The sequence below is a fragment of the Streptomyces sp. NBC_01116 genome (assembly GCF_041435495.1).
Classification (GTDB): Bacteria; Actinomycetota; Actinomycetes; order Streptomycetales; family Streptomycetaceae; genus Streptomyces.
In genome coordinates this window covers 6,745,132-6,770,188 of record NZ_CP108644.1, presented here as the reverse complement: position 1 = coordinate 6,770,188, position 25,057 = coordinate 6,745,132, and the positions used below count along the sequence as shown (strand labels likewise).

Here is a 25,057-nt window from a genome sequence, read left to right as displayed (position 1 = left end):
ATGGAGTGCGGGCCCCCGCGCGTGGCACGGTGTCACCGACCCCACCGGCCGAAGGAGATCCGAGATGACGTACGCCCTCACCCCGTCCGCGACGGTGGCCCCCGCACGGGACGCCGCCCGGTTCCTCCGTCTGGTGCTGCGCGTCGACAGCGCGAGCACCGCCGTGATGGGCGTCGTGCTGGTCGCGGCGGCCGTGCCGCTCGGCTCCGCGACCGGGATGCCGGTGGCGTTCGCCGTGGCGTTCGGGATCTTCCAGATCGGCGGGGCCGCCTGCCTCGCGCTGATCGGCGGCTATCCGGTGATCCCGCCCGCCCTGGCCAGGACCGTCGTCGTCGTGAACGCCCTGTGCGCGGTCGGGTGCGTGGTGATGGCCCTCGCCGACTTCGTGCCGCTCAACGGGTTCGGGGTGGTGTTCCTGCTGATCGGCGCCGTGATCGTGGCGGTCTACTCCGCGCTCCAGTACACGGGGCTGCGGCGGATGACGGCGGCGTCCTCGTCACGGTAGTGCCATGCACCGCCCGGCGGACGGCAGCTCGACGACTCCACCAGGGCCCGGCGTGGTGTCACGAGGGTCTTCCTTGCCGTCCCTAGCCTGGCCGGAGCGGTACCCGACGGCAGGACAGGCGCACCTCATGGCACCACGCACCCACTGGCTCTTCGGGGACCAGCTCGGCCCCCACTTCCTGGACCCCCGCCGCGGCGGACCGGACGCACACGCCCCCGTCCTGATGATCGAGGCCCGGTCGGTACTGCGCAGACGTCGCTTCCACCGGGCCAAGGCCCACCTCGTGCTCTCCGCGATGCGGCACCGGGCGGCCGAACTGGGCGACCGCGTCCGCTACGTACAGGCCGAGACCTACGCCGACGGCCTGGCGGAGGCGGGGTTCGGTGGCCATGGGGACCGCCTGACGGTCTGCCACCCGACCTCCCGCGCCGCGCTGGGCTTCGTGACCGCACGGGACGAGGTCGACGTCCTCCCGGCCCGCGGCTTCCTGCTGCCGCAGGAGGAGTTCGGGGCGTGGGCGGAGGAGCACACGGGCGGCCGTCCGCGGATGGAGGGCTTCTACCGGTGGGTCCGCCGTCACCACGAGCTGCTCATGGACGGCGACGAGCCCGCCGGGGGGACGTGGAACCTCGACCACGACAACCGCGAGCCGCCGCCCCGGGGGTGCTCGACCCTGGAGGCGCCCGCACCCTACCGTCCGCGCGAGGACGGGATCGACGACGAGGTGCGCCACGACCTCGACCGCTGGGAGCGTGACGGGGAGGTCTCGTTCGTCGGCCGCGACGGCCCCCGCCGCTTCCCCGTCACCCGGCGGGAGGCGCTGGCCGCGCTCCGGCGCTTCGTCTCGCACCGCCTCGGCGACTTCGGCCGCTACGAGGACGCGATGCTCGCGGCCGACCCCACGATGAGCCACAGCCTGTTGTCCGTCCCCCTCAACCTGGGGCTCCTGGACCCCGCCGAATGCGTCGAGCGGGCCGAGGATGCCTGGCGCGCGGGCAAGGCCCCGCTCAACAGCGTCGAGGGCTTCGTGCGCCAGATCGCCGGCTGGCGGGAGTACGTGTGGCAGCTCTACTGGCACTTCGGCGAGGACTACCGGGGCCGCAACGCGCTGCGCCACACCGCGCCGCTGCCCGACTGGTTCCTCGACCTGGACGCGGACGCGGTCACCGCGAACTGCCTCTCCACCGTGCTGGCCCAGGTCCGGGACACCGGCTGGACGCACCACATCCCGCGGCTCATGGTGCTGGGCAGCCGGGCCCTCCAGGACGGCTGGGACCCGGCCGCCGTGACCGACTGGTTCCACCGCTGCTTCGTGGACGGCTACGACTGGGTGATGCTCCCCAACGTCGTCGGCATGTCGCAGTACGCGGACGGCGGCCGGATGACGACCAAGCCGTACACCTCCGGCGGCGCCTACATCAACAGGATGAGCGACCTGTGCGCCCCGTGCGCCTACCGCCCCACCGACCGGACCGGCGACCACGCCTGCCCGTACACGGCGGGCTACTGGGCCTTCCTGCACCGCCACCGGACCACCCTGAGCGGCAACCACCGCATGGCGAGGGCGGTCAAGGGCCTGGACCGGCTGAAGGACCTCGACGGACTTCTGGAGGAGACCTCGGAGCGCGGGGACCGGGCGCCCTGAGGGCGGCCACGACCGCGGCTCCGGCCTCCACCGTGAGGGCCGCGCCCGCCCGCCGGGGAGCGCGCCCTCACTCCCCCGCGTAGTCGTCCGGAGCCGACCGGGCGAGGTCGGCGAGGGTCGCGAGGGCCCGGGAGAGGACCTCCCGGGTGGGTGACGCCAGGCCGAGGCGGATCGCCTGCGGGCCCCGGGGGCGGCTCGCGGTGAACGCGGCGGCCGGGGTCACCGCGATGCCCTGCCGCGCGGCGGCGGCGACGAAGGTGTCGGCGCGCCAGGGGCCGGGCAGTTCCCACCAGCGGTAGTAGGAGAGCGGGGCGCTGCGCGTGCGGAAGTCCCCGAGGTGCCGGTGGGCGATCTCCTGCCGTGCCCCTGCCTCCCGCTGTTTCGCCCGTACGAGGGCGTCGACGGCGCCGTCCGCCCGCCACTGCGCCATCGCTTCCAGTGGGAAGCGCATGGGGGTCCACCCGCCGGAGCGCAGGGCCCCCGCGACCCTGCCCGCCGTCGCGGCGGGGGCCACGGCGAATCCGAGTGACAGCCCCGGGGACAGGCGTTTGGAGAGGCTGTCGACGAGGACGGTCCGCTCGGGGGCCCGCGCGGCGAGGGGCGCCACGTCGTCCCGGAGGAAGGCCCAGACGGCGTCCTCAATCGCGTGGATCCCCGATGTCAGCAGCACCTCGGCCAACTGGTCGAGCCGCCGCTCGGGCATGGTGAGGGACAGGGGGTTGTGGAGGACCGGCTGTACGTAGACGGCGTGCAGCGGATCAGCGCGGTGCGCCTCCTCCACCGCCTCCGGGATCAGCCCGTCCCCGTCCATGGCCAGGGGCACGAGGACGACACCGAGCCGGGCGGCGATGGCCTTCAGCACCGGATAGGTGAACTCCTCGACGCCCAGCCGGGCGCCCGGCCGGGTCAGCGCGGCGACGGCGGCGGAGACGGCCTGGCGGCCGTTGCCCGCGAACAGGATCCGCTCCGGGTCGGGCCGCCACCGCCCGCGCGCGAGGAGATCGGCGGCGGCCTCGCGGGCGGCGGGCGTACCGGCGGGCCCGACCGGGCGGAGGAACGACTCCAGGCGGTCGGCGCGCACCAGCTTTTCCAGGCCGGCGGCGAGCAGCCCGGCCTGTTCGGGGACGACGGGGTGGTTGAGCTCCAGGTCGACCCGGCTGTCGGCGGGCTCGGAGAGGGCCGGGGCGGGAGCGGGAGCGCCGGGTGCCTCCGTGACGAACGTGCCGCGTCCGACCTGGCCGACGGTGAGGCCCCGGCGGGCCAGCTCCTGGTAGACGCGGGCGGCGGTGGAGTCGGCGATGGCGTGGAGCCGGGCGAACTCCCTCTGCGGAGGCAGTCGTTCCCCACCCTTGAGCCGCCCCGCCGCGATCTCCTCCGCCACCTCGTCGGCGACGGACCGGAAGTCCTTCACGGGCTTCGCCTCCCTGGTGAGCGTTCGGCATCGAATCCCTGGCGAGCGGCAGTCAAGCATGGCATTGCACCGAGTGCAATAGCACCTATTGAACCGAGCAGAACGGCGACCCTAGACTCCGATTGCACCGGTCGCGGGGGGCCGGTGCACAGGGCGCCGGACCCGACCGTCGCCCCACGAACAGAGCGGCGGGCGACCATGGTTGAGCTGAGCGGGGTGCTGGGGGTCGCGATGGTCGCCCTGGGCATGGTGCTCACCCCGGGCCCCAACATGATCTATCTCGTCTCCCGGAGCATCACGCAGGGGCGACGCGCGGGGGTGATCTCCCTGAGCGGTGTGGCCGTGGGCTTCCTGGTCTACCTTCTGGCCACGAATCTCGGACTGTCGGTGGTCTTCCTCGCGGTGCCCGAGCTGTACGTGGCCGTGAAGCTGGCCGGCGCCGCCTACCTGGCCTATCTGGCCTGGAACGCTCTGAGGCCCGGGGGCGTGTCCGTCTTCGCCCCCGAGGAGCTGCCGCACGACTCCCCGCGCAAGCTGTTCACCATGGGCCTGATGACGAATCTGCTCAACCCGAAGATCGCCATCATGTACCTTTCCCTCATCCCGCAGTTCATCAGCCTGGAGGCGGGAAACGTCCTGCTCCAGGGCTTTCTGCTGGGCTCCGTCCAGATCGTGGTGGCCCTCACCGTCAATCTGGGCATCGTCCTGGCGGCGGGAGCCATCGCCGTCTTCCTCGCCCGCCGCCCCACCTGGCTCCGCGTCCAGCGCTACCTCATGGGCGCGGCGTTGGGCCTGCTCGCTGTCTCGGTGGCGACGGACACCTCGGCACCGGCCCGAGCATGATGAGCAGGCGCGTATCGGCCTTGAGCTTCCTGTTCACCGAACGGCTCTGCACATAGACCTCCAACTTGGGGTTGTTGCCGGCTGAAGTTCCCCTGTGATCTTGGACACTCGTTCGTTATGTCGCGAGGGCGTGTTGGTGCCGCTGTCTGGTTTCGGCCGGTGTGAGGTAGCCGAAGATCTTGTGCTTGCGCAGGCGGCGGCGGTTGTAGAAGGTCTCGATGAAGGAAAAGACCTCGGCGCGGGCGGTGGCCCGGTCGGGCCAGGTACGGGTGCCGATCTCTTCCTTAAGCAGGGCCCAGAAGCTTTCCGCGGCAGCGTTGTCGTAACACGATCCGGTGCGTCCGCAGCTCTGCCGCAGCCCCAACGTCCGTATGTGGTCGCGGAATTGCGCCGATGTGTACTTGCTGCCGCGATCGCTGTGGATCACGCATCCGGGCTCCAGGCCGCCTCGGCCGTAGGCCATGTCGAGGGCGTCGACGACGAGCTCGGCGCGGTGGTGGTCGGCCATGGCGTAACCGACGATCTCGCGGGTGGCCAGGTCCAGCCGGCAGGCGGGGTAGAGCCAGCCCTCGGCCGTCGGGAGGTAGGTGATGTCGCCGACCAGCCGGGTGCCGGGACGCTCGGCGTGGAAGTCGCGGACGATCAGGTCCGGGGCCGGCTTCGCCTTCGCATCCGGCCGGGTCAGCGAGCGGTGCTTGCGGTGGGTGACGCCGCGGATGTCGCGCTCACGCATTACGCGGGCGACGCGCTTGCGGTTCACCCGTCGGCCCAGGCGGCGCAGTTCGGCGTGGATGCGCGGGACACCATAGGTGTGCCGGGAAGCGATGTGCACCACGGTGATCTCGTGCGCGAGCGCGTCGTCGGCGGCCTGCCTGACACGACGGGCGGCCTCGCCCTCGCACCAGGCGTAGTACGAGGAGCGGGCCACCTTCAGCACCCGGCACAGCAGGACGATCGGGTATGTCGCCTTCTCCGCGTGGATCAACCGGTACAACGCGGTCACCGGTCGCTCTCCTTCACGAAGAAGGCCGTCGCTTTTTTCAGGATCTCGATCGTCTGCTGCTGTTCACGGACCTCCTTGCGCAGCCGCTTGAGCTCCTCGCGCTCGGCGCTGGTCAGCTCACCGGAGCCACCCTCTCCCCGGTCCGCCTTCGCCCGGCGGTACCAGCCGCGCAGGGACTCGGAACTGATGCCCAGTTCCCGGGCGACGGCGGTGACCGTCTTGCCCGAGGAGTCGACGAGCGCGATCGCGTCCCGCTTGAACTCCTCGGTGTACCCCTTCGTGTACTTGTTTCCCACCTGGTGCTACTTCCTCCGGAACCTCGAGTCCCAGTCTCCAGGTGTCCACGATCAAGGGGAAGCTTCAGTAGCGCCAGAACCGTGCGACGTGAACAGAGCCAGCATTCCTGATCGGCCGACAGTCTCGGTCTCGCGGGAGATCGACCGTTCGGGTAAGCGGGCCCGTCACCGGAACGCGTTCGAGTGCGACCGCCTCCTTCACCGCCGACACCGGTGCACGTGCGGCAACTTCCCGCGTGGCCACTGACGCGCCATTCAGGCCAGTTATTGGCCGACACAAGCAGAAAAGATACTTTTTACCTCGGAATCCGGCGCTGCCCCTCGATGCACTGCCATGATTCATCCGAACGCTATGTGACATTTCACATTGCTCTCCAGTGAGGGCAACGAAAGAGAGAGGGACCCCATGAAGAGTCTTGCCGCTGTTGCGGTCGCCGCTGCGACCCTGGCTGCCCTGGCCACCGGCCAGGAAGCCGTCGCCGCGCCGACCGCGCCGACCGGGTCGGCCGGCCCCGTCATCACCTGCGGCACCCCCGGTGCGCCCGGGATCTTGCTGACCCGAGCCTGTGTCGAGGTGACCGGCAACCAGGTGCGCTTCTACGGGGTCGCAGCCACGACCAACTCCGGGTGGCAGCCCCAGCAGGTCGGCTTCACGGTCTCCGGAACGGTTGTCGGCGGCGCCCCGATCGCGCCCATCAACCCGACCGTCCTCGTGCAGGCGGGCACGACCTCGGTCGGCAGTATCGTCACTACCGCGCCGTGCGGTTCGACGGTCACCGACAGCTTCTCCGTGAACCAGTGGGGCTGGCCCCCGTCGACCGCCACCGTCTCGGCCGTGGTGTCCTGCTGACCAAAGACTTCGCCCGGCCCCTGAGCCCACACCAAGGCTGAAACGGGACCAAACCGACCCGCCGGGCTCCAATGGCAGCCACTTCCAGGTAGAGCCTGGCGAGTAGCAGGTCCGCGCACCATGAGGAGGGCCGCCGTCCGTGAGGCACGGCGGCCCTTCGGCAGCGGCTTGCCCAATACTGAGGTTGTAGGCGCGATTGAAGCTTCCCCTTGATCGTGGACACCTGGAGACTGGGACTCGAGGTTCCGGAGGAAGTAGCACCAGGTGGGAAACAAGTACACGAAGGGGTACACCGAGGAGTTCAAGCGGGACGCGATCGCGCTCGTCGACTCCTCGGGCAAGACGGTCACCGCCGTCGCCCGGGAACTGGGCATCAGTTCCGAGTCCCTGCGCGGCTGGTACCGCCGGGCGAAGGCGGACCGGGGAGAGGGTGGCTCCGGTGAGCTGACCAGCGCCGAGCGCGAGGAGCTCAAGCGGCTGCGCAAGGAGGTCCGTGAACAGCAGCAGACGATCGAGATCCTGAAAAAAGCGACGGCCTTCTTCGTGAAGGAGAGCGACCGGTGACCGCGTTGTACCGGTTGATCCACGCGGAGAAGGCGACATACCCGATCGTCCTGCTGTGCCGGGTGCTGAAGGTGGCCCGCTCCTCGTACTACGCCTGGTGCGAGGGCGAGGCCGCCCGTCGTGTCAGGCAGGCCGCCGACGACGCGCTCGCGCACGAGATCACCGTGGTGCACATCGCTTCCCGGCACACCTATGGTGTCCCGCGCATCCACGCCGAACTGCGCCGCCTGGGCCGACGGGTGAACCGCAAGCGCGTCGCCCGCGTAATGCGTGAGCGCGACATCCGCGGCGTCACCCACCGCAAGCACCGCTCGCTGACCCGGCCGGATGCGAAGGCGAAGCCGGCCCCGGACCTGATCGTCCGCGACTTCCACGCCGAGCGTCCCGGCACCCGGCTGGTCGGCGACATCACCTACCTCCCGACGGCCGAGGGCTGGCTCTACCTCGCCTGCCGGCTGGACCTGGCCACCCGCGAGATCGTCGGTTACGCCATGGCCGACCACCACCGCGCCGAGCTCGTCGTCGACGCCCTCGACATGGCCTACGGCCGAGGCGGCCTGGAGCCCGGATGCGTGATCCACAGCGATCGCGGCAGCGAGTACACATCGGCGCAATTCCGCGATCACATACGGGCGTTGGGGCTGCGGCAGAGCTGCGGACGCACCGGATCGTGTTACGACAACGCTGCCGCGGAAAGCTTCTGGGCCCTGCTTAAGGAAGAGATCGGCACCCGTACCTGGCCCGACCGGGCCACCGCCGCCCACCACCGCCGGCCGCCCCGCGCACGGCCGAGCCGGGGCCGGCGCCGATGGCGCCGACCCCGGCCGGGGGTGAAGCAGTGGGTCAGTACTCGGTGGTGACGGTGGCGCCGCTGAAGGCGGCCGCCGCGTAAAGGCTGATGTAGTTGGCGCCGGACGGCGGGTTGCTGATGGTCAGGGTGTGGGAGTTGCCGGCCCCGGTGGCCCGGTTGGTGTGCGCGCCGGTGGTGGCCCAGCCGAAGTTGCTGTAGTAGAGGTCGGCGTTGCCGGTGCCGCCACTGACGGTGATCTTCAGCGTCTTGGTGCCGGCCGGGATGTTCAGGTAGTGGTAGGCGTAGTTGCCGGTAGTGGCGGAGAGGTTTCCGCGCCGGCAGTTCTTGCCCAGCACGCGGGTGTCGGATGCGGTGCACTCACCGACCGCGGAGCCGCCGGTCACGGTGACCGACCGGGTGGTGGTGGCCGTGGTGCCCTTGTCGTCGGTCACGGTCAGCCGGACGGTGTAGCTGCCCGCGGCGCTGTAGGTCTTGGCGGGGTTGGTCTGCGTGGAGGTGGTGCCGTCGCCGAAGTCCCAGGAGCGGGAGGCGATGGTGCCGTCGGCGTCGGTGGAGCGGTCGGTGAGGGTGACCGTCAGGTCCTTGACCGCCGCGGTGAACTCGGCGGTGGGGGCCTGGTTGCCGGGCTGGCCGCCGCCGCCACCACAGTCACCGGCGGCGCAGGCCGCCAGCCAGGTCTTCCAGTCGCTGTCGTAGCGGGTGCCCACGGTGCTGGTGAGGTAGGTGCGGGCGGCACTCCACTCGCCGGCGCGGTAGTGGGCGAGCACCTTGTCCAGGTCGGCGGGGTGCTTCTCCAGCATGTACCGCACGGCGAGGTAGCCCCAGCGGTAGACCCGGGTGGTGTCGTGGCTGTAGTCGGTGCTGAAGAGGGTGGACAGGGCGTAGGTGCCCTTGCCCGCCTCGGTCATCGCCGCGGTGTAGGGCTCCTGGCGGTAGTGGTAGGAGATGTACTCCGCGAAGCCCTCGACCCACCAGATGGTGGGGGTGGTCATGTTGTCGGCGAAGTCGCCGTGCATCGTGAAGCGGCCGTCGAGGTAGTGGGTGTACTCGTGGTTGAGGTTCCAGATGTGGAAGTCCGGCCGCAGCCACTCGGCCTCGTAGGCGATGAAGCGGGGATGGTTGCCCACGACGGAGGGGTCGCCCTCCAGGTACATGCCGCCGTTGTTGGTGTCGATCCCGTACATGGCGCCGGCGTAGGTCTGGTAGTCGTCGCTGGAGTCGTAGGCGATCACCTCGATGGCGGTGTTGTTGTCGTCGGCGACCGGGCCGTTGTCCTTGGCGATCCGGTGGAAGTAGGCGTCCTGCTGGATGAGGCTGGTGCAGCTGGCGCTCAGCTCGGCGGACGTCATCTGCTGGGCCAGGATGCGGATGCTGGGGCTACAGGTGTGGCGGACCGGCAGGACCTCGCGCTTGAGGCGCTCCTGGAGGTCGCAGACGCCGTACGTGGCGCAGTCCGCCTTGTCGTAGTAGTCGGCCATCTCCGCTATGCCCACCCAGAGCGGGGCGGTGGGGCCGGTGATGGAGGTGTCCCGGAGCAGGGCGGTGACCAGCGGCCGGACCTTGCTCCGCAGGCTCGTGTGCTGGAGGAACCGGCCCAGTTCACGTCCGGCGTTGGAGGTCAGGTACGCGTGGTCGCCCTCCAGCAGGGAGAGGTGGTCGGCGGCGAAGCGGTACAGCGAGTCGATGAGGCTCGGGTCCGACTCGACGGCGCTGACGAACGCGGGCACCTGATGACCCCGGAAGGTCACCGTGTAGACCTTGTTGAGCGCGGCGAGCATCCGTGAGGACGCGTTCCAGGAGGAGTCGTAGTCGGCCAGCATCCGCTTGACGACGGAGATGTACCGGGCGTTCTCCTGGGCGCTGTCGATCAGGACGACCGCCTCGGCGAGCGTGTCGCCGTTGGCGTCGGTGACGTCGCGCGAGCGGGGGCTGGCGAAGAACGCGTCGAGGCCCGAGCGGATCGCGGTCTGGAGGGTGGGGCCGTACGGTCCGACGACGTCCGGGTTGTACCACTGCACGTAGTACCCGGCGCGGAGGTACAGCACGAGCTGCGGGATGCCGGTGCTCCCGTCACCCGGGTAGGAGGCGGCGTTGTCGCGCAGCGCGTAGGCCACCGAGGTCATCTGGGCTTCTCGGAAAGCCAGTTGGGCGTTGCTGCCGGTCAGGCTGAACAGGGTGTTCACACAGTCCGTGGTGGACGCCCTGATGTGCCGGACCAGTTCGGCGCCGGTGCGGCCGGTGAATTCGGCCGGGTCGCACACGGCGGCCGCCTTCGCCGAGGACTTCTGGCCCGCGCTCTGCTTCGACGGGGCGTCGTGCTCGCCGTAGGCCTCCTTGAGGGGGGACTTGTCGGCGCTCAGCGGGGGGAGCTGGGACGCCTTCAACCGGTCCTTGGCCTGGTGGCCGGGGTCCGAGGTGGGGGACTGCTGCGCCTGCGGCGCGGGGTCGGCCGAGCCGGCGGGGCGGGACGGCTGGGACGCGTTCGATGCCGTGGCGGCCGAAGGGGAGTTCGGCTGCGCCTGGGCCGGCTGCACGAGCAGCGCGAGGCTCATCGCCCCGGCCAGAGCCAGGGGCAGAACGGCACCCACACCTCGGCGGACGAGTGTGGTTCTCACGTTGTTTCCTCCCATGAGGGATCGGAGGCACGCACATGCGTGACCGATGGGATGCACAGGGCGTGGGCCAGGGGGTGTTGTCGTGCCGTGCTGTCGGCCGGACGGATTGGGGTCCATGTCCGGAATTGACATGCCCACGCCCTGTGACATGTACAATGGCACAGGTCACACATCACTGGGAAGACATGTGGCCGAATCCAGTACGACTTTCTGGTGAACGCGGCCCGGCGGGGAGGGGGCGGCCCCGCCGGGCGCCTGACGGGCCGCCTGGCGCCTGTCAGCCCGTCTCGGGGAAGTGGCAGGCCGCCGTACGCGCGCCGGAGCCCACGACCTGGAGCAGCGGCCGCTCCGTACGGCACACGGCCTGCGCCTTGGGGCAGCGCGGATGGAAGCCGCAGCCGCTGGGCGGCGAGGCCGGGCTCGGCGGGTCGCCGAGCAGGAGGATCCGCTCCCGGCGGCGCTCCGCCGCGGGGTCGGGCAGCGGAACCGCCGAGAGCAGCGCCCGGGTATAGGGGTGCGCCGGCCTGTCGTACAGCTCGCGCTTGTCGCCGATCTCGACGATGCGGCCCAGGTACATCACCGCCACCCGGTCGCACACCCGCTTCACGACGGACAGGTCGTGGGCGATGAAGAGGAACGACAGCCCCAGCTCGTCGCCCAGATGCTCCATCAGGTTCACGACCTGGGCCTGTACGGACACGTCGAGCGCGGAGACCGGCTCGTCGGCGACGATCAGGCGGGGGCCGGTGGCCAGCGCGCGGGCGATGCCGATGCGCTGGGCCTGGCCGCCGGAGAACTGGTACGGGTGCCGGTCCAGGTGCTCGGAGCCCAGCCCCACCAGGTCGAGCAGTTCGGCGGCCCTGTCCCGGGCCGCCCCGGGCGTGGCCCCCTGCACGAGCAGGGGTTCGGAGATGATCCGGGCGACGGTCTGCCGGGGGTTCAGGGAGGCGTGGGGGTCCTGGAAGATGATCTGGAGGTGCTGCCGGACCGGCCGCAGCTCGCGCTGGGACAGATGCGTGATGTCGCGGCCCTCGAACTCGACGGTCCCGGCGGTGGGTTCGAGGAGCCGGACCAGCATCCGGCCCGTGGTGGACTTGCCGCAGCCGGACTCCCCGACCAGCCCGAGGGTCTCCCCCGCGGCGAGCTCCAGATCGACGCCGTCCACCGCGCGGACCGGCGCGGCGGCCCGGCCGAGGACACGGCGTCCGGGGAACGTCTTGACCAGACCGCGTACGGACAGCAGGGGCGCGGCGCCCTCACTCTCCGTGGAACTCGCGTCCGGAGCAGGGGACTTGGAGAGCGTGGGTTTCATCGGGCCTCCTCGGCCGGTACGGGGGACCCGCCGGGCGGACCGGAGTGCGGGACGGCCAGGACGGCCGAAAGGGGCAGGTGGCAGGCGACCAGCCGCCCGCCGCCGGGCACGCCGGTGGGGCGGGGGCTCTCCCCGGCGCAGCGGGCCCGCTCCGGGGCGGTGGCGGCGGCAGCCCGGGGGCAGCGCGGTTCGAAGGGGCAGCCGGCTCTCGGTTCGGCCGGTGACGGCGGTGAGCCGGGGATCGCGCGCAGCGGTGCGTCGTCCGGGTCGTCCAGGCGGGGCAGGGAGTCCAGCAGACCCCGGGTGTAGGGGTGCGCGGGACTCTGGAACAACTCGTCCACCGGGGCCTGTTCGGCGCCACGCCCGCCGTACATGACGAGCACCTCGTGGGCGACGCGGGCCACCACGCCCAGGTCGTGGGTGATCATCAGCACGCCGAGTCCGCGGTCCTGCTGGAGCCGGGCGATCAGTTCCAGGATCTGCGCCTGGACGGTGACGTCGAGCGCGGTGGTCGGTTCGTCGGCGACGAGGAGTTCGGGTTCGCAGGCGAGGGCCATGGCGATCATGGCCCGCTGGCGCATGCCGCCGGAGAACTGGTGCGCGTACTCCCCCGCCCGGCGGGCCGGTTCGGGGATGCCGACCTCGCCGAGCATCTCCACGGCGCGTCTGCGGGCGACGCGCCGGCCGCTGCCGAAGTGGTGGCGGTGGGCCTCCGCGATCTGTTCGCCGACGGTGTACGCGGGGTGCAGTGCGGACAGCGGGTCCTGGAAGACCATGGCCATCCGGCGGCCGCGCAGCCGGCCGAAGCGGCGGTCGGTCAGGCCGAGGAGTTCCTGTCCGGCGAGGGTGATGGATCCGCTCACCCGGGCCCGGCGGTGCAGGCCCATCACGGCGAGGGAGGTGACCGACTTGCCGGAGCCGGATTCGCCGACCAGCCCCAGGGTGCGGCCGGCCTCCACGGTGAAGGAGACCCCGTCGACCGCCTGGACGGTTCCGGCGGGGGTGTCGAAGGCGACCCGCAGGTCGTGGACGCGCAGCAGGGGGTGGTCCGGTTCGGTGGTGGGCGGCACGTCAGTTCCTCACCCTCGGGTCGACGACGGCGTACAGGAGGTCGATGACGACGTTGGCCGCCACGATGAAGAAGGCGGCGAGCAGGGTGACGCCGAGCACGACGGGCTGGTCGGAGCGTTGCAGGGCGTCGTAGAAGAGCCTGCCGACGCCGGGTATGCCGAAGATGGACTCGGTGATGACCGCTCCGGCCAGCAGGGCGCCGAGGTCCATGCCGAAGAGCGTGAGGACCGGCATCATCGCGGACCGCAGCCCGTGTTTGACCACGACGGTCCGGGCGGGCAGGCCCTTGGCGCGGGCGGTCCTGATGTACGGCTGAGCCATCGTCTCGATCATCGAACTGCGGCTCTGGCGGGCGTACATGGCGGCGTAGAGCAGGGCCAGGGCGATCCAGGGCAGCAGCAGGTTGGCCGCCCAGGCGAGGGGGTCGTCGGTGAGCGGGACGTACGCCGGATAGGGCAGCAGCCCGGTGAGCCGGACCAGGCCGTACAGGAGCATCACCGCGGTGAAGTAGACGGGCAGGGACGCGGTGGCGACCGCGCCGACCATCAGGGTGCGGTCGAGCAGTCCGCCCTTGCGCAGGGCGGCGGTCACCCCGGCGCCCAGCCCGAGCACCAGCCACAGGCCGGCGGCGCCGAACGCCAGGGAGACGGAGACGGGCAGGCGGTCCATCAGCAGGTCCCACACCGGCAGGGCGTTCTCGTAGGAGTAGCCGAGGCAGGGGAAGCCGCACTGGAGCGCGTGGGGGCCGCTGCCCAGCTCGCGGCCGGCGAAGATCCCGACGAGGTAGTCGCCGAACTGCCGCCACACCGGCTGGTCGAGGCCCATGAAGTGGCGAACTTCCGCGAGGCGTTCGGGGCTGCACGTCTTGCCGCAGGCCGCCGAGGCGGGGTCGGCGGGCAGCAGGTAGAAGATGACGAAGGTGACGGCGCAGATGGCGAGCAGGACGCCGGCGACGCCGAGGAGCCTGCGGATCAGGTAGGCGATCACGGGCGTCCTCCCTGGGGGTCGAGGATGTCGCGCAGCGCGTCGCCGAGGACCGTGAAGGCGAGGACGGCGACGAAGAGGAAGGCGCTGGGGACGATGAAGTACATGGGGTCCGTCTCGTAGTAGGCGACGGCCTCGGCGATCATCTGGCCCCAGGAGGGGGTGGGCGGGCGCACGCCCACCCCGAGGAAGCTGAGCGCCGCCTCGGTGCTGATCATTCCGGGGATCAGCAGCGTGGTGTACGCGATGACGGGTCCGGAGATGTTGGGCAGCACCTGCCGGGTGAGGATGCGCCAGGGTCCGCTGCCGCAGGCGCGGGCGGCCTCGACGAACTCGCGGTGGCGCAGGGAGAGCGCTTCGGCGCGCACCACGCGGGCGATGCCGGGCCAGCCGAAGACGCCGATGACGACGGTCATCAGCACGACCCGGTCGACGTCCTGGGCCACCGACATCATCGCGATCATGAAGATGAGCGAGGGGAAGGACATGGTGAGGTCCATCAGCCGGCTCAGTACGGTGTCGACGCGTCCGCCGAAGTACCCGGCGGCGATGCCCGCGGCGGTGCCGGTGACGACGACGATCGCGGTGGCGGTGAAGGCGATCAGCAGGGACACCTGCGCGCCGTGGACGACGCGGGCGAACAGGTCGCGGCCGGTGACCGGTTCGACGCCGAGCCAGTGTTCGGCGCTGATGCCGCCGAGGGCGCCGTGGGGCAGGCCGCCGAGGTAGGGGTCGATGGCGTCGGCGTCGAAGGCGGTGGGCGACCAGCCGCCCAGCCGGCTGAGCAGGGGCGCGGTGAGGGCGACCAGGATCAGCAGGGCGGCGGCGATCAGGGCGGTGCGGCTGCCCCGGTCACCCCACAGGCGGCGCCAGGTGGTCCGCCAGGGGGCGTCGGGCAGGACGGGTGAGCCGGGTCCGCCGGCTGCCGGGGCGTCGCCCGGTCCGGTGGCCGGGGCGGTGACGGTGCTCATGGGTAGGCGTCCTCGTCCCCTCAGCCCTTGCTTCGGGACGGGTCCTTGAGACCGATCACGGCGAAGTCGAACTGGCCGGTCCAGGAGGGGTGTCCGAAGGCTCCGGCGATGTTGTCGCCGACGAGCAGCGGCTTGCGCTCCCAGAGCAGGGGGACGGCCGGGGAGGTGCGCTGGATCTCCCGGTCGAGTGCGGTCCACGCCTTGTTGGCGGCGCTCGCGTCGGCCATCGCGGCGATCTCGTCCATGCGGCGCTCGACGGCCTTGTCGCGGAACTGGGAGACGTTGCCCTGGTTGCCCTTGGGCTTGATGGTGCGGCCGTCGAAGACGAACGGCAGGAAGGTGGCGGCGGACGGGTAGTCGGGGCACCAGCCGCTGATGGCCATGTCGGGGGCGGCGGCGGTATCACCGATGGTGTCGTAGTAGACGGAGGGGTCGACGGTCTCGATCCGCAGGCGTATGCCGACCCGGGCCAGACTCTGCTGGAGCGCCTCGGCGCGGGTCTTGTCCCCGGTGGACACGGTGATCGTGGTGTCGAAGCCGTCACCCTTGCCCGCCTCGGCGAGCAGCTTCTCGGCCTTCTTCACATCCCCGGTGGCGGGCCCGCCGTGGACCGGGGCGGCGGCCCGGCCGCCCGTGAGGGACGGGGGCAGATAGGCGGTGGCGACGTCGTTGAGGGCCGGTCCGCCGTTGGCGGTCACCTGGGCCTCCTTGTCGACGGCGTACTGCATCGCGAGGCGGAGCTTCGGGTCGTCGAACGGCGCCCGGGAGGTGTTCAGCGCGAGCATGTCCGTACAGCCGGTGCGCTCGGCGGAGAGCCGCTGCCGGACCTCCGGCTTCGGCAGGACCTTGGCGACGCTGGAGGGCTGGAGGTCGGACCACTCGACGGCGGAGGCGTCGACGCCCGCGCTCTCGATGATCCGGTCGTCGATCTGGCCGCCCTTGAGCCCCTGGATCACGACGATGCGGTCGGGGTAGGCCTTGCGCACCGGGTCGGTCGCCGCGTCCCAGTGGGTGTTGCGGACGAGCACCAGCTTCTTGCCGCGCGCGTAGCTCTCGATGCGGTACGGGCCGGAGGAGAAGGGCCGCAGGTCGTACTGGACGCCCTTCTCGCGGGACTCGGGCACGGGCGAGAAGGTGGGCAGCGTGACCGTGTAGGAGAACTCGGCGACGGGCCTGCGCAGCGAGAAGACGATGGTCCGGTCGTCGGGGGTGCGGATCGAGTCGAGGTGCTCGCCGTCCAGCGGGCCGGCGTACCCCTCGGTGTCGGCCAGGTAGCGCTGGGCGTAGTCGGGTCCGCCGGCGAGGTCGGGGGCGAAGGACCGCTCGACGTTGTACTTGATGTCGCGGGCCCGGATCGGGGTGCCGTCCTCGTAGACGAGACCCGGCTTGAGGGTGAAGGTCCAGGTGCGGCCGCCGTCGGAGGATCTGCCGAGGTCGGTCGCGAGGTCGGGGACGATCTCGCTGCCCTTCTTCCCGGGTGCGGCGCGGAAGGTGGTCAGGGTGCGGTAGATCAGCCGGGTGCCGAAGTCCATCGTCGGCATGACCCAGTTGCGGGCCGGGTCCAGGTGGGCGAAGTCCTGGTTGGACAGCACGGTCAGGGTGCCGCCCCGCTTCGGCGTGCCGCCGATGACGGTGCCGGTCGCCACACCGGGCTGTCGCTTGTCCGGGTCGCGGTCGTCACCTCCCTGCGTGGAGCAGGCGCCCAGCAGGGCCAGGGCGAGCGAGGTGCTCAGGGATGCGGACAGCATCCGGGTGCGACGGGACATGGGTGCACTCCTCGTACGGGGAAAAAGGCGCGGCAAAAGCGGGAAGAGGCCGGAGGAAAGGGACGGCCCGGAGGGCCCGGTGGTCCGGACGGCCGAGCGGCCCGGAGGGCGACTGCTTGCGGAACGCGAGGCGGAGCGGGCCGGAAAAGCGTCCGCGTCCGTATGGTGTGACCCGTAACATAGTAATGTGAAATTGCACAGCCAAGGTGTGCGCCATCCCGTTACCGAAACGTGTCCCCGCGGCACGGACCGCCCACCGGTCCCGTGAGCACCGCGGACGCCGGGGCCGACGGACGCTCTCCGCCCGCCGCCAGGGCACCCTCGCCCCTGTCGGGTCGCTTCTCACCGGCCCGGCGCGGCGTCTGCGAACTGGCCTTGGCCGCACAGGAAACGGCCATCGGCGCCCTGCGCCCCGGGGCCCGGTTCCGGGACTTCCACCGCGAGGCCATGCGGGTCATCGCCGAAAGGCTGCACGCGTGGGGCATCCTGCCGGTTCCGGCAACGGAGGCGCTCGCCGACGACAGCGGCCTGTGGACGGCCCGCCCCCTGGACGGGCAGCCGACAGCGCAGACCTTCGAGCGATGAGGCACAGCGCAACGTGACATTGTATAGTGCGGTGCCACATCATTGAAGGGGAATGCATGAGTGAGCTGAGGTCCCGCAAACTCATCTCGGTGCAGGAGCATCTGCGCGACCAGGTGGCGGGCGCCCTGCGCGCCGCGCTGATCGCGGGCGAACTCCAGCCCGGCGTGATCTACTCCGCGCCCACCCTCGCCGCCGAGTACGGCGTCTCCGCCACGCCCGTGCGCGAGGCCATGCTGGATCTGGCCCGCGAGGGCCTGGTCGAGGCGGTGCGCAACAAGGGGTTCCGCGTCACCGAACTCTCCGAGCGCGACCTGGACGAGTACACCGAGATCCGCGCCCTCATCGAGATCCCCACCATCGGCCGCGTGACCCGCACCGCCTCCCGCGAGCAGTTGGAGGCGGTGCGCCCGGTCGCCGAGGAGATCGTGACCGCCGCGCAGGCCGGCGACCTGATCGGCTACCTGGAGTCGGACCGCCGCTTCCACCTGGACCTGCTCGCCCTCGCCGGGAACGCCCGGCTCGTGGAGACCGTGGCCGACCTGCGCAAGCGCTCCCGGCTCTACGGCCTCACCGATCTGTCCGAGGAGGGGTCGCTGGTGGGTTCGGCGCGGGAGCACACCGCGCTCCTGGACATCATGATCGCGGGGGACGCGGAGGGGGCCGAGGAGCACATGCGCCGCCATCTCGCGCATGTACGGACCCTGTGGGCGGCCCGGAAGCGGGAAGCCGAACGCACCGCCCCGTCCCGCAAGCTCGGCGCGCGCTGACGCGAAGTGCGGTCGGGGCGGCGCGCGTCGGCGCAACGGCCCGCCAGGGGTACGGGTCGGGCCGGCGGCGGGTGCTCAGCTCCGCTCCCCCGGCGCCTCCTCGTTCCTCTCCTTCCCTTCCTTCCCTGCCTCCCGCTCCTTCCGTCGGTGGGCCGCGACGGCGACCACCAGGTCCTGCCAGCCCATCCCGCACGTCTTCACGACCAGCGGGCGGCCGGCCGGGACGTCCCCCCTCGAACCGGTCGGCTCCGCCAGGGAGATCAGGTCGTCCGGGGCGAGCGAGCCCTCGCCGATCGCCATGACGACATCACCCGCCTCGCGGAGGGCGGTCGCGCGGCTCTCCACCAGGACGGTGGCGCGGCCCATCAGCACGCTGTCGAGCTCGCGCGCGTCCGGTTCGTGCGAGCCGACCGCCAGCACCACCGCGCCGCCGCGCACCAACCGCCCGTCGACCACCGGTTCACGCGCCGACGTCGCGGTGACGACGACGTCCGCCCGCCGCACCTGGGCGCCGACGCCCCCGCCGTCCGCCGACAGGTGCCGGTCCGCCCAGCCCGGCGCGGGCCCCCCGCGCCGGGTGACGACCGTGACGTCGGCCACCGGGACGTGGGCCCGGACGGCGGCGGCGTGGCCCTCCCCCTGGGGGCCCGCGCCGAAGACCACCAGGCGCAGCCCCCCGCCCCCGGCGGCGAGCGCGCGCAGCCGGTCCAGGCAGGCCGCGACCGAGACGGCGGGAGTGCGCAGGGTCGTCAGCGCCACCCCGTCCAACAGGGCCACCGGCCTCAGGGTCGCGCTGTCGTGCAGCAGATACGTGGCGTTGATCCTCGGCAGCCCGCGTGCGGCGTTGCCGGGCGCGACGGTGGCGACCTTCACGCCGAACCAGCCGCCGGACTCCGAGGGCATGAGCAGCCCCTGACCGTGGGCCAGCGGCACGACCGCCCTCGGTACGTCGCCGTCCGGGTCGAGTCCCCCGGCCAGCGCCTCCCGGACCGCGGCGACGGCCCCGGCCGGACCGAGCGCGCGCACGTCCGCCGCGTCGAGCGTCACCGTCATCGCAGCACGAACCCGGGTGCGAGGGCGTCGTCGGGGTCGACGGTGAAGCGGCTGGTCCCGGTGGCGTACGCGGTGCCCGTCACGGCCGGCACGACCGCGGACAGGCCGTGGACCGTCGTCGGCCGCTCGATCCGGGCGCGGAAGACGGAGCCCACCACGGATTCGTGCCGCAACTCGTCGCCGAGGCGCAGTTCCCCGGCGTCGGCGAGGAGCGCGACCAGGGCCGCGGTGCCCGAGCCGCAGGGGGAGCGGTCGACCTGGCCGTCCGCGAACACCGTGACGTTGCGGTGGTGCAGCAGCCAGGTGCCGTCGGGCCGTTCGACCGGGGCGCCGGCCTCCTCGGTGAACACGGTCCCGTAGACGCCGGACAGCCGGGCGTCCTCGGGGTGTTCGGCGGCGCGGGCGGCGTTCAGCGCGTCGCGGATCTCGCGGCCGGCCGCGACGAGCGCGGTGACGTCCCGCGGCCGGACCCGCAGGCCGAGCCGGTGGACCGGGAGGACGGCGTACATGGCGCCGCCGTACGCGATGTCGACGGTGACGGTCCCCCACGAGGTGGCCACCTCGACGCCGCGCGCGTGGACATGGCCGGGGACGTTGACGAACGTCACGTCCGCGACCCGGCCGCCGGCCGTGCGCACGCTCGCCGTGACGCGGCCGGAGGGGACGTCGACGACGACGTCCGTCGTGCCGTCGGCCGGCGCCGGGACCAGGCCGGTGGCGACCGCCCAGGCGCCGAGGGCGATCGTGCCGTGGCCGCAGGCGGTGGAGAAGCCGTCCTTGTGCCAGAAGAGGGCGCCGAGGTGGGCCCCGGCGTCGTCCGGCGGCACCAGGAAGGCCCCGTACATGTCGGCGTGGCCGCGCGGCTCGCCGCACAGCAGGGCCCGGGTCCACTGCACCCCGGCGTCGGCGACGGCGGCCGTGCGGCGCTCGGCGACGGTGGGCCCGTGCCCGGTCACGGCCGACGGGGACTCGGGCACGATCCGGAAGGGTTCGCCCCCGGTGTGCCAGTCGACCGTGTCGATCGGCCCGGTGTACGCCGTCCGGTCCGGCCCGGTGTACGCCGGAGCGGTCTGCACGGCGGACGGATCGGAGGTCATACGGTGAATCCCGTCGGGTAGGGGTCCGTGGGGTCGAGCAGGTACTGCGCGGTCCCGGTGATCCAGGCGCGGCCGGTGACGGACGGCAGGACGGCGGGCCTGCCGCCGACCGTGGTCTCCGCCAGGATCCGGCCGATGAAGCGGGAGCCGATGAAGGACTCGTTGACGAAGTCCTGCCCGGTCCTCAGCAGTCCCCGCGCGTGCAGTTGGGCCATCCGGGCGCTGGTTCCCGTCCCGCAGGGCGAGCGGTCGAACCAGCCGGGGTGGATGGCCATGGCGTGCCGCGAGTGCTCGGCGGTCGAGCCGGGCGCCTCCAGATAGACGTGGTGGCAGACGTCGATCGCGGGGTTCTCCGGATGGACCACCGGGTTCCGCTCGTTGATCGCCCCCATGACGGCCAGGCCCGCCTCCAGCAGTCGGCCCTTCTCCGCCCGGTCGAAGGGGATGCCGAGGTCCTCGGTGCGCACGAGGGCGTAGAAGTTGCCGCCGTACGCCATGTCGTAGCGGACCGGGCCGAACCCCTCGACCTCGACGACCTGGTCGAGCGCGTGGCTGTAGGAGGCGACGTTCTCCAGGGTGACGGACTCGGCGCGGCCGTCGCGCACGGCGACCCGTGCCGTGACGAGGCCGGCGGGGGTGTCGAGGCGGATGACGGTCTCCGGTTCGACCGCCTCGACCATGCCCGTCTCCACGAGGACCGTCGCGACGCCGATGGTTCCGTGGCCGCACATGGGCAGGCAGCCGGAGACCTCGATGAACAGCACGCCGAAGTCGGCGTCCGGCCGGGTCGGGGGCTGGAGGATCGCTCCGGACATGGCCCCGTGCCCGCGCGGCTCGCACATGAGCAGGGTGCGCAGCCCGTCGCGCTCCGCCAGGAACCGCTGCCGGCGTTCGGCCATCGTGGCGCCGGGCAGGACCCCCACACCCCCGGTGACGACCCGGGTCGGCATGCCCTCGGTGTGTGAGTCGACCGCGTGGTAACAGACCTTGCTGCGCACGTCAGTTCACCCCGGCGTCGATGAGGGCCTGGGTGGCGGCGCGGACGACGGCCTCGGTCTCCGGGTCCAGGGCCTGCCGGGGCGGACGGCAGACGCCGCCGGTCCGGCCGATCATGTCCTGGCCGAGCTTGATGGCCTGGACGAACTCGGTCCTGCTGTCCCAGCGCAGTACGGAGTGGAGCTGCCGGTAGAGCGGGAGCGCGGTGTCGAGATCGCTCGCCAGCGAGGCGTTGTAGAGGTCGAGGCAGGCGCGCGGGAAGACCTGGGGGTAGCCGGCGACCCAGCCCTTGGCGCCGGCGACGCCGACTTCCAGGAGGGTGTCGTCGGTGCCGATGATCAGGTCGAGCCCGGGGGCGAGTTCGTTGATGGCGTAGCACCGGCGGACGTCGCCGGAGAACTCCTTCACGCCCACGATGAATCCCTCGGCGTGCAGCTTGGCCAGCAGCTCCGGGCGCAGGTCGACCTTGGTGTCGATGGGGTTGTTGTAGGCGGTGACGGGCAGTCCGGCGGAGGCGACCATCGCGTAGTGCTCCAGGACGGCGCGGTCGTCGGCCCGGTAGGCGTTGGGCGGCAGGCACATGACGGCCTGGCAGCCGGCGTCCTTGGCGAACCGGGCGTGCCGCCTCGCCTCGATCGCGCCGTACGCTCCGACGCCCGGCATCACGGTGAAGCCCTCCGGCGCGTTCGCAACGGCGGTCTCCACGACGCGGTCGCGCTCCTCGTACGTCAGGGTCTGGTACTCGCCCAGCGATCCGTTCGGGGCGACGCCGTGCAGGCCCTGTTCGGCGAGCCAGGCAACGTTGTCCCCGTAGGCGCCGTGGTCGACGGCGAGGTCCTGGTCGAACGGGAGGCTCGTCGCGACGATGACTCCGTGCCAGGGCATGCGGGTGGGGGCGGAGGTGCGGTCCAGGTCCATGGGAACTCCTCAGGTGTGGTCGGGAGTGGGCTCGCCGGAGTCGGCGAGCGCACCGAGGGTGACGGGGGTCGCGATCAGCCGTTCGGCCGGGGTGTACGGCTGGTCGCGGGCCACGAGGCAGTGCACGGCGGGCCCGCACATGCGGCCCTGGCACCAGCCCATACCGGCCCGGGTCAGCTGTTTGACCTGCCGGTGGTCGGCGGCCGAGTCGTGGGCGCGGGCGGAACGGACCGCCCCCGCGGTGACCTCTTCGCACCGGCAGACCGGTGTGTCGTGGGTCAGCCAGGCGGGCCAGGCCGGGGGCAGGGGGTGGGCCCGTGCCATCGCCCGGGCGAAGGCGCGGTGCCGGGCCACCGCCCGGCGCTCCGCGGCCGGGCCGCGGGTGCCGGGCCGGCCGGGGGCGGAGAGGTCGGTGAGCACCGAGACGGCGGCGAGGCGGCCCTCGCTCACCGCGAGCGCGGCCCCGCCCACGCCGCAGGTCTCGCCCGCCGTGTACACCCCGGGCACGGTGGTGCGCTGTCCGTCGTCGACGGCGGCTGCCATGGTGCCGTCGCCCGCGTCGGCGAGGTCGCAGCCGAGCGGGAGCAGCAGGTCGAGCTGGGGGACGAAGCCCCAGCCGACGCCCACGGTGTCGGTCTCGATCCGGCGTTCCGTGCCCGGGCGCGGGCGCCCGTCGGCGTTCAGGGAGGCGATGCGCACGGCGGCGACGCGCCCGTCCCCCTCGGCGCCGACGATCGCGGTGCGGGTGCGGACCGGGACGCCGTGCCGGGCGAGGGTGCCCGCGTACCGGGCGCCCTCGGCCCACTTGGCGGGGTTGCGCAGCAGGGCTGCGGGGTGGCGCAGCCAGGCCGAGGGCGCCGCCGCCTCGCAGACGGCGACGACGTGCGCCCCGCGGGCGGCGAGGGCGGCGGCGACCGGCAGCAGGAAGGGGCCCGTGCCGCCGAGGACCACCCGGCGGCCGGCGACGACTCCCCCGCCCTTGAGCAGCGACTGGAGCCCGCCGGCGGTGAGCACGCCGGGCAGGTCCCAGCCGGGGAAGGGGAGTTGGCGGTCGTAGGCGCCGGTCGCCACGAGCAGGGCAGGGGCGCGCAGCACGACGGCCCGCTCCTCCGGCGCCCGACTGCGGTCCATGGCGTGGACGGTGAAGCCGTCCTCGTCCCGGGCCGTGGTCCACACGTGGTGGTTCAGCAGCAGCGTGAGCCGTCCGGTGCGCTCGTGGGCGGAGAGGGTGGCGCACAGCGCCCGGTAGGTGCTCAGCCCGTGGTGCAGGTCGGCGGTCGGGAGGGCCTCCTGTGCGGCGAGCGGGGGGTGGCGCCAGAACTGGCCGCCCGGGGCGGCGCCCGAGTCGACGAGAACGACCCGCAGACCGCCGTCCAGGGCGGTGGCGGCGGCGGCCATGCCGGCCGGTCCCGCGCCCACCACCACGAGGTCGCGAGGCCCGTCCACCACCGCGGAGCCACGGGGCCCGTCCACCACCGCGGAGTCACGGGGTCCGCTCGGCGCCACGGCGTCGCGGGGCTCACGCATCGTCGCCCTCCCCGGTCGTGACGGCCATGCCCGCGCGGGCCTGGACCAGGCAGGCGCGCTGCCCGCCCGTTCCGTCGACGGTCACCAGGCAGTCGTAACAGACGCCGATGCCGCAGAAGATCCCCCGGGGACGTCGGCCGCCCCGGTTGGTCCGCCAGGCGACCCGGCCCGAGGCGACGAGCGCGGCGGCCAGGGTCTGTCCCGGTAGGAACGGCAGGGGTTCGCCGTCCACGGTGAACGCGGTCACTGCGGTCACTTGGGCACACCTCCGGTGTTGAGGAATCGGTCGGGCAGGAGGCCGGTGTGGGCGGCCGGATCGGCGCCGCGCCACGGGCGGCCGAGGAGTTGGGCGGTGACCAGGGCGCCGGTCCCGGGGGCGAGGCCGATGCCGGCGCCCTCGTGGCCGCACGCGTGGACGACGCCGGGGACGCGGGGGTCGGGGCCGATGACCGGCAGGTGGTCCGGGCAGTACGGCCTGAAGCCCCGGTAGGCGCGGATCAGGTGGACGCCGCGCAGGAACGGGAAGAGGCGGCAGGCCCGGGCGGCGAGCGTGGCCACCACGGCCGGGTTCATCGAGGTGTCGAAGCCGACGCGTTCACGGCTGGCGCCGATCAGGATCGTGCCCCCGCGGGTGCCCTCGACGACGCACGACGTCTCCAGGCCCTCGTCACTGGAGGCGACGTTGGCCACGTAGTCGGCGGAGTAGACCTTGTGCCGGATCATCGGCGGCAGCGGCTCGGTGACGAGGACGAAGCCCCGGCGGGGCAGGATCTCGACGGGAGCGCCGAGCCGGCGGCCGACCTCCCCGCCCCAGGTCCCGGCGGCGTTGACCACCGCGTCGGCGGGCAGCACCGTGCCGTCCGCGGTGCGCACTCCGGTGATCCTGCCGTCGGCCCCGGTGACCGCGGACGCGGCCTCGCCGGTGCGGGTACGGGCGCCGTGCCGGACCGCGGCGCGCAGCAGCGCGGCCGCCGCGAGGACGGGCTGCACCTGGGCGTCCTGCGGGTAGTGGACGCCGCCGGGGAGGCCGGGCGCGCTGTGGGGTTCGAGTTCGCCGACGTGCTCGACGGCCTCGGTGCGGACGCCCGCGGCCGCCTGGCGCGCGGCGAACGCGTGCAGGGCCCCGAGGGCTTCGGGCGTGCTCGCGACGACCAGGCCGCCCTTGGCCTCCAGTTCGAGGGTGTCCGGGCCGAGTTCCTCGCCCGCCTCGTCCCAGAGGTCACGGCTGAGCCGGGCCAGCTCCAGTTCGGGGCCGGGCTCCTTGTCGGAGAGAAGGATGTTGCCCTCCCCCCGGCTGGTCGTGCCCGCGCCGACGGGACCACGGTCGAGGACCGTGACGTCGAGCCCGGCCGCGGCGGCGTGGAACGCGCACGCGGCGCCCACGATGCCCGCTCCGACGACGACGACTTTCATGACCGCTCCTTAGTGCAATGTCACATGCCATTGCTTAGGCTATACATCCGGACG

Annotated in this window: 23 protein-coding genes and 1 pseudogene; 8 read left to right on the top strand and 16 right to left on the bottom strand. The window is 72.4% G+C overall.

Going from position 1 to position 25,057, the window contains the following annotated elements; translation table 11 throughout:
* The first annotated feature begins 64 nt into the window (after positions 1-64).
* Together OG245_RS29720 and OG245_RS29715 are read left to right on the top strand one after the other, a co-directional pair.
* Positions 65-505: a hypothetical protein gene (locus OG245_RS29720; protein ID WP_371626434.1), complete on the top strand. Its 441-nt coding sequence runs from the start codon at positions 65-67 to the stop codon at positions 503-505.
* A gap of 127 nt (positions 506-632) precedes the next feature.
* Positions 633-2,150: a cryptochrome/photolyase family protein gene (locus OG245_RS29715; protein WP_371626433.1), complete on the top strand. Its 1,518-nt coding sequence runs from the start codon at positions 633-635 to the stop codon at positions 2,148-2,150.
* Between the two features lie 67 nt (positions 2,151-2,217).
* On the opposite strand, the gene OG245_RS29710 is transcribed toward OG245_RS29715, so the two are convergent.
* On the bottom strand, positions 2,218-3,561 hold the full coding sequence (locus tag OG245_RS29710; RefSeq protein WP_371626432.1) for a PLP-dependent aminotransferase family protein: 1,344 nt from the start codon (positions 3,559-3,561) through the stop codon (positions 2,218-2,220).
* Between the two features lie 198 nt (positions 3,562-3,759).
* On the opposite strand from OG245_RS29710, the gene OG245_RS29705 reads away from it, so the two are divergent.
* Positions 3,760-4,404 (top strand): LysE family translocator, encoded by a 645-nt coding sequence (locus tag OG245_RS29705; RefSeq protein WP_371626431.1) that lies wholly within the window; start codon positions 3,760-3,762, stop codon positions 4,402-4,404.
* 115 nt (positions 4,405-4,519) lie between these two features.
* Here OG245_RS29705 and OG245_RS29700 read toward each other — a convergent pair whose 3' ends face one another.
* The gene (locus OG245_RS29700) at positions 4,520-5,407 is read right to left on the bottom strand and encodes an IS3 family transposase (protein ID WP_371626430.1); all 888 of its coding nucleotides are present in this window, start codon (positions 5,405-5,407) and stop codon (positions 4,520-4,522) included.
* A complete protein-coding gene (locus tag OG245_RS29695) occupies positions 5,404-5,703 on the bottom strand; it encodes a transposase (protein WP_371626428.1) in 300 nt (99 codons plus the stop codon). The genes OG245_RS29700 and OG245_RS29695 overlap by 4 nt, the downstream gene beginning before the upstream one ends.
* A 406-nt stretch (positions 5,704-6,109) precedes the next feature.
* Here OG245_RS29695 and OG245_RS29690 point away from each other — a divergent pair, with 406 nt between their 5' ends.
* The 3 genes from OG245_RS29690 to OG245_RS29680 all read left to right on the top strand — a co-directional run bounded on the left by OG245_RS29690 (position 6,110) and on the right by OG245_RS29680 (position 7,977).
* Positions 6,110-6,553, top strand: a complete 444-nt coding sequence (locus OG245_RS29690; RefSeq protein ID WP_371626429.1) for a hypothetical protein — start codon at positions 6,110-6,112, stop codon at positions 6,551-6,553.
* A gap of 264 nt (positions 6,554-6,817) precedes the next feature.
* Positions 6,818-7,117: a transposase gene (locus tag OG245_RS29685; protein ID WP_371626428.1), complete on the top strand. Its 300-nt coding sequence runs from the start codon at positions 6,818-6,820 to the stop codon at positions 7,115-7,117.
* Positions 7,114-7,977 (top strand): IS3 family transposase, encoded by an 864-nt coding sequence (locus OG245_RS29680; RefSeq protein WP_371626427.1) that lies wholly within the window; start codon positions 7,114-7,116, stop codon positions 7,975-7,977. The genes OG245_RS29685 and OG245_RS29680 overlap by 4 nt, the downstream gene beginning before the upstream one ends.
* Here the strand turns inward: OG245_RS29680 and OG245_RS29675 are convergent.
* The 6 genes from OG245_RS29675 to OG245_RS29650 all read right to left on the bottom strand — a co-directional run bounded on the left by OG245_RS29675 (position 7,961) and on the right by OG245_RS29650 (position 16,647).
* Positions 7,961-10,480, bottom strand: coding sequence for a collagenase (locus OG245_RS29675; protein WP_371628024.1), 2,520 nt, complete (start codon positions 10,478-10,480; stop codon positions 7,961-7,963). The two genes, OG245_RS29680 and OG245_RS29675, sit on opposite strands and share 17 nt — an antisense overlap.
* 340 nt (positions 10,481-10,820) lie before the next feature.
* Positions 10,821-11,855, bottom strand: coding sequence for an ABC transporter ATP-binding protein (locus tag OG245_RS29670; RefSeq protein ID WP_371626426.1), 1,035 nt, complete (start codon positions 11,853-11,855; stop codon positions 10,821-10,823).
* Positions 11,852-12,925, bottom strand: a complete 1,074-nt coding sequence (locus OG245_RS29665; protein WP_371626425.1) for an ABC transporter ATP-binding protein — start codon at positions 12,923-12,925, stop codon at positions 11,852-11,854. Before OG245_RS29665 ends, OG245_RS29670 begins: the two co-directional genes overlap by 4 nt.
* Before the next feature lies 1 nt (position 12,926).
* Positions 12,927-13,913, bottom strand: a complete 987-nt coding sequence (locus OG245_RS29660) for an ABC transporter permease (protein ID WP_371626424.1) — start codon at positions 13,911-13,913, stop codon at positions 12,927-12,929.
* A complete protein-coding gene (locus tag OG245_RS29655; protein WP_371626423.1) occupies positions 13,910-14,881 on the bottom strand; it encodes an ABC transporter permease in 972 nt (323 codons plus the stop codon). Before OG245_RS29655 ends, OG245_RS29660 begins: the two co-directional genes overlap by 4 nt.
* Before the next feature lie 20 nt (positions 14,882-14,901).
* Positions 14,902-16,647, bottom strand: coding sequence for an ABC transporter substrate-binding protein (locus tag OG245_RS29650; protein WP_371626422.1), 1,746 nt, complete (start codon positions 16,645-16,647; stop codon positions 14,902-14,904).
* 324 nt (positions 16,648-16,971) lie between these two features.
* On the opposite strand from OG245_RS29650, the pseudogene OG245_RS29645 reads away from it, so the two are divergent.
* Together OG245_RS29645 and OG245_RS29640 are read left to right on the top strand one after the other, a co-directional pair.
* Positions 16,972-17,181, top strand: a pseudogene (locus OG245_RS29645) (M24 family metallopeptidase); the annotation flags it as partial.
* A gap of 107 nt (positions 17,182-17,288) precedes the next feature.
* On the top strand, positions 17,289-17,999 hold the full coding sequence (locus OG245_RS29640) for a GntR family transcriptional regulator (RefSeq protein WP_371626421.1): 711 nt from the start codon (positions 17,289-17,291) through the stop codon (positions 17,997-17,999).
* Positions 18,000-18,074: 75 nt separating this feature from the next.
* On the opposite strand, the gene OG245_RS29635 is transcribed toward OG245_RS29640, so the two are convergent.
* Genes OG245_RS29635 through OG245_RS29605 form a run of 7 tightly spaced genes read right to left on the bottom strand, consistent with a single transcriptional unit; the run spans position 18,075 to position 25,003 of the window.
* Positions 18,075-19,052, bottom strand: coding sequence for an ornithine cyclodeaminase family protein (locus OG245_RS29635; protein WP_371626420.1), 978 nt, complete (start codon positions 19,050-19,052; stop codon positions 18,075-18,077).
* Positions 19,049-20,149 (bottom strand): proline racemase family protein, encoded by a 1,101-nt coding sequence (locus tag OG245_RS29630; protein ID WP_371626419.1) that lies wholly within the window; start codon positions 20,147-20,149, stop codon positions 19,049-19,051. The genes OG245_RS29635 and OG245_RS29630 overlap by 4 nt, the downstream gene beginning before the upstream one ends.
* Complete coding sequence (locus tag OG245_RS29625) at positions 20,146-21,147, bottom strand: proline racemase family protein (protein ID WP_371626418.1); 1,002 nt, start codon at positions 21,145-21,147, stop codon at positions 20,146-20,148. The genes OG245_RS29630 and OG245_RS29625 overlap by 4 nt, the downstream gene beginning before the upstream one ends.
* Position 21,148: 1 nt before the next feature.
* Positions 21,149-22,063: a dihydrodipicolinate synthase family protein gene (locus OG245_RS29620; RefSeq protein WP_371626417.1), complete on the bottom strand. Its 915-nt coding sequence runs from the start codon at positions 22,061-22,063 to the stop codon at positions 21,149-21,151.
* Positions 22,064-22,072: 9 nt separating this feature from the next.
* A complete protein-coding gene (locus OG245_RS29615; RefSeq protein ID WP_371626416.1) occupies positions 22,073-23,590 on the bottom strand; it encodes an FAD-dependent oxidoreductase in 1,518 nt (505 codons plus the stop codon).
* Positions 23,583-23,846 (bottom strand): (2Fe-2S)-binding protein, encoded by a 264-nt coding sequence (locus tag OG245_RS29610; protein WP_371626415.1) that lies wholly within the window; start codon positions 23,844-23,846, stop codon positions 23,583-23,585. The genes OG245_RS29615 and OG245_RS29610 overlap by 8 nt, the downstream gene beginning before the upstream one ends.
* On the bottom strand, positions 23,843-25,003 hold the full coding sequence (locus OG245_RS29605) for an NAD(P)/FAD-dependent oxidoreductase (protein ID WP_371626414.1): 1,161 nt from the start codon (positions 25,001-25,003) through the stop codon (positions 23,843-23,845). The genes OG245_RS29610 and OG245_RS29605 overlap by 4 nt, the downstream gene beginning before the upstream one ends.
* Positions 25,004-25,057: the final 54 nt, after the last annotated feature.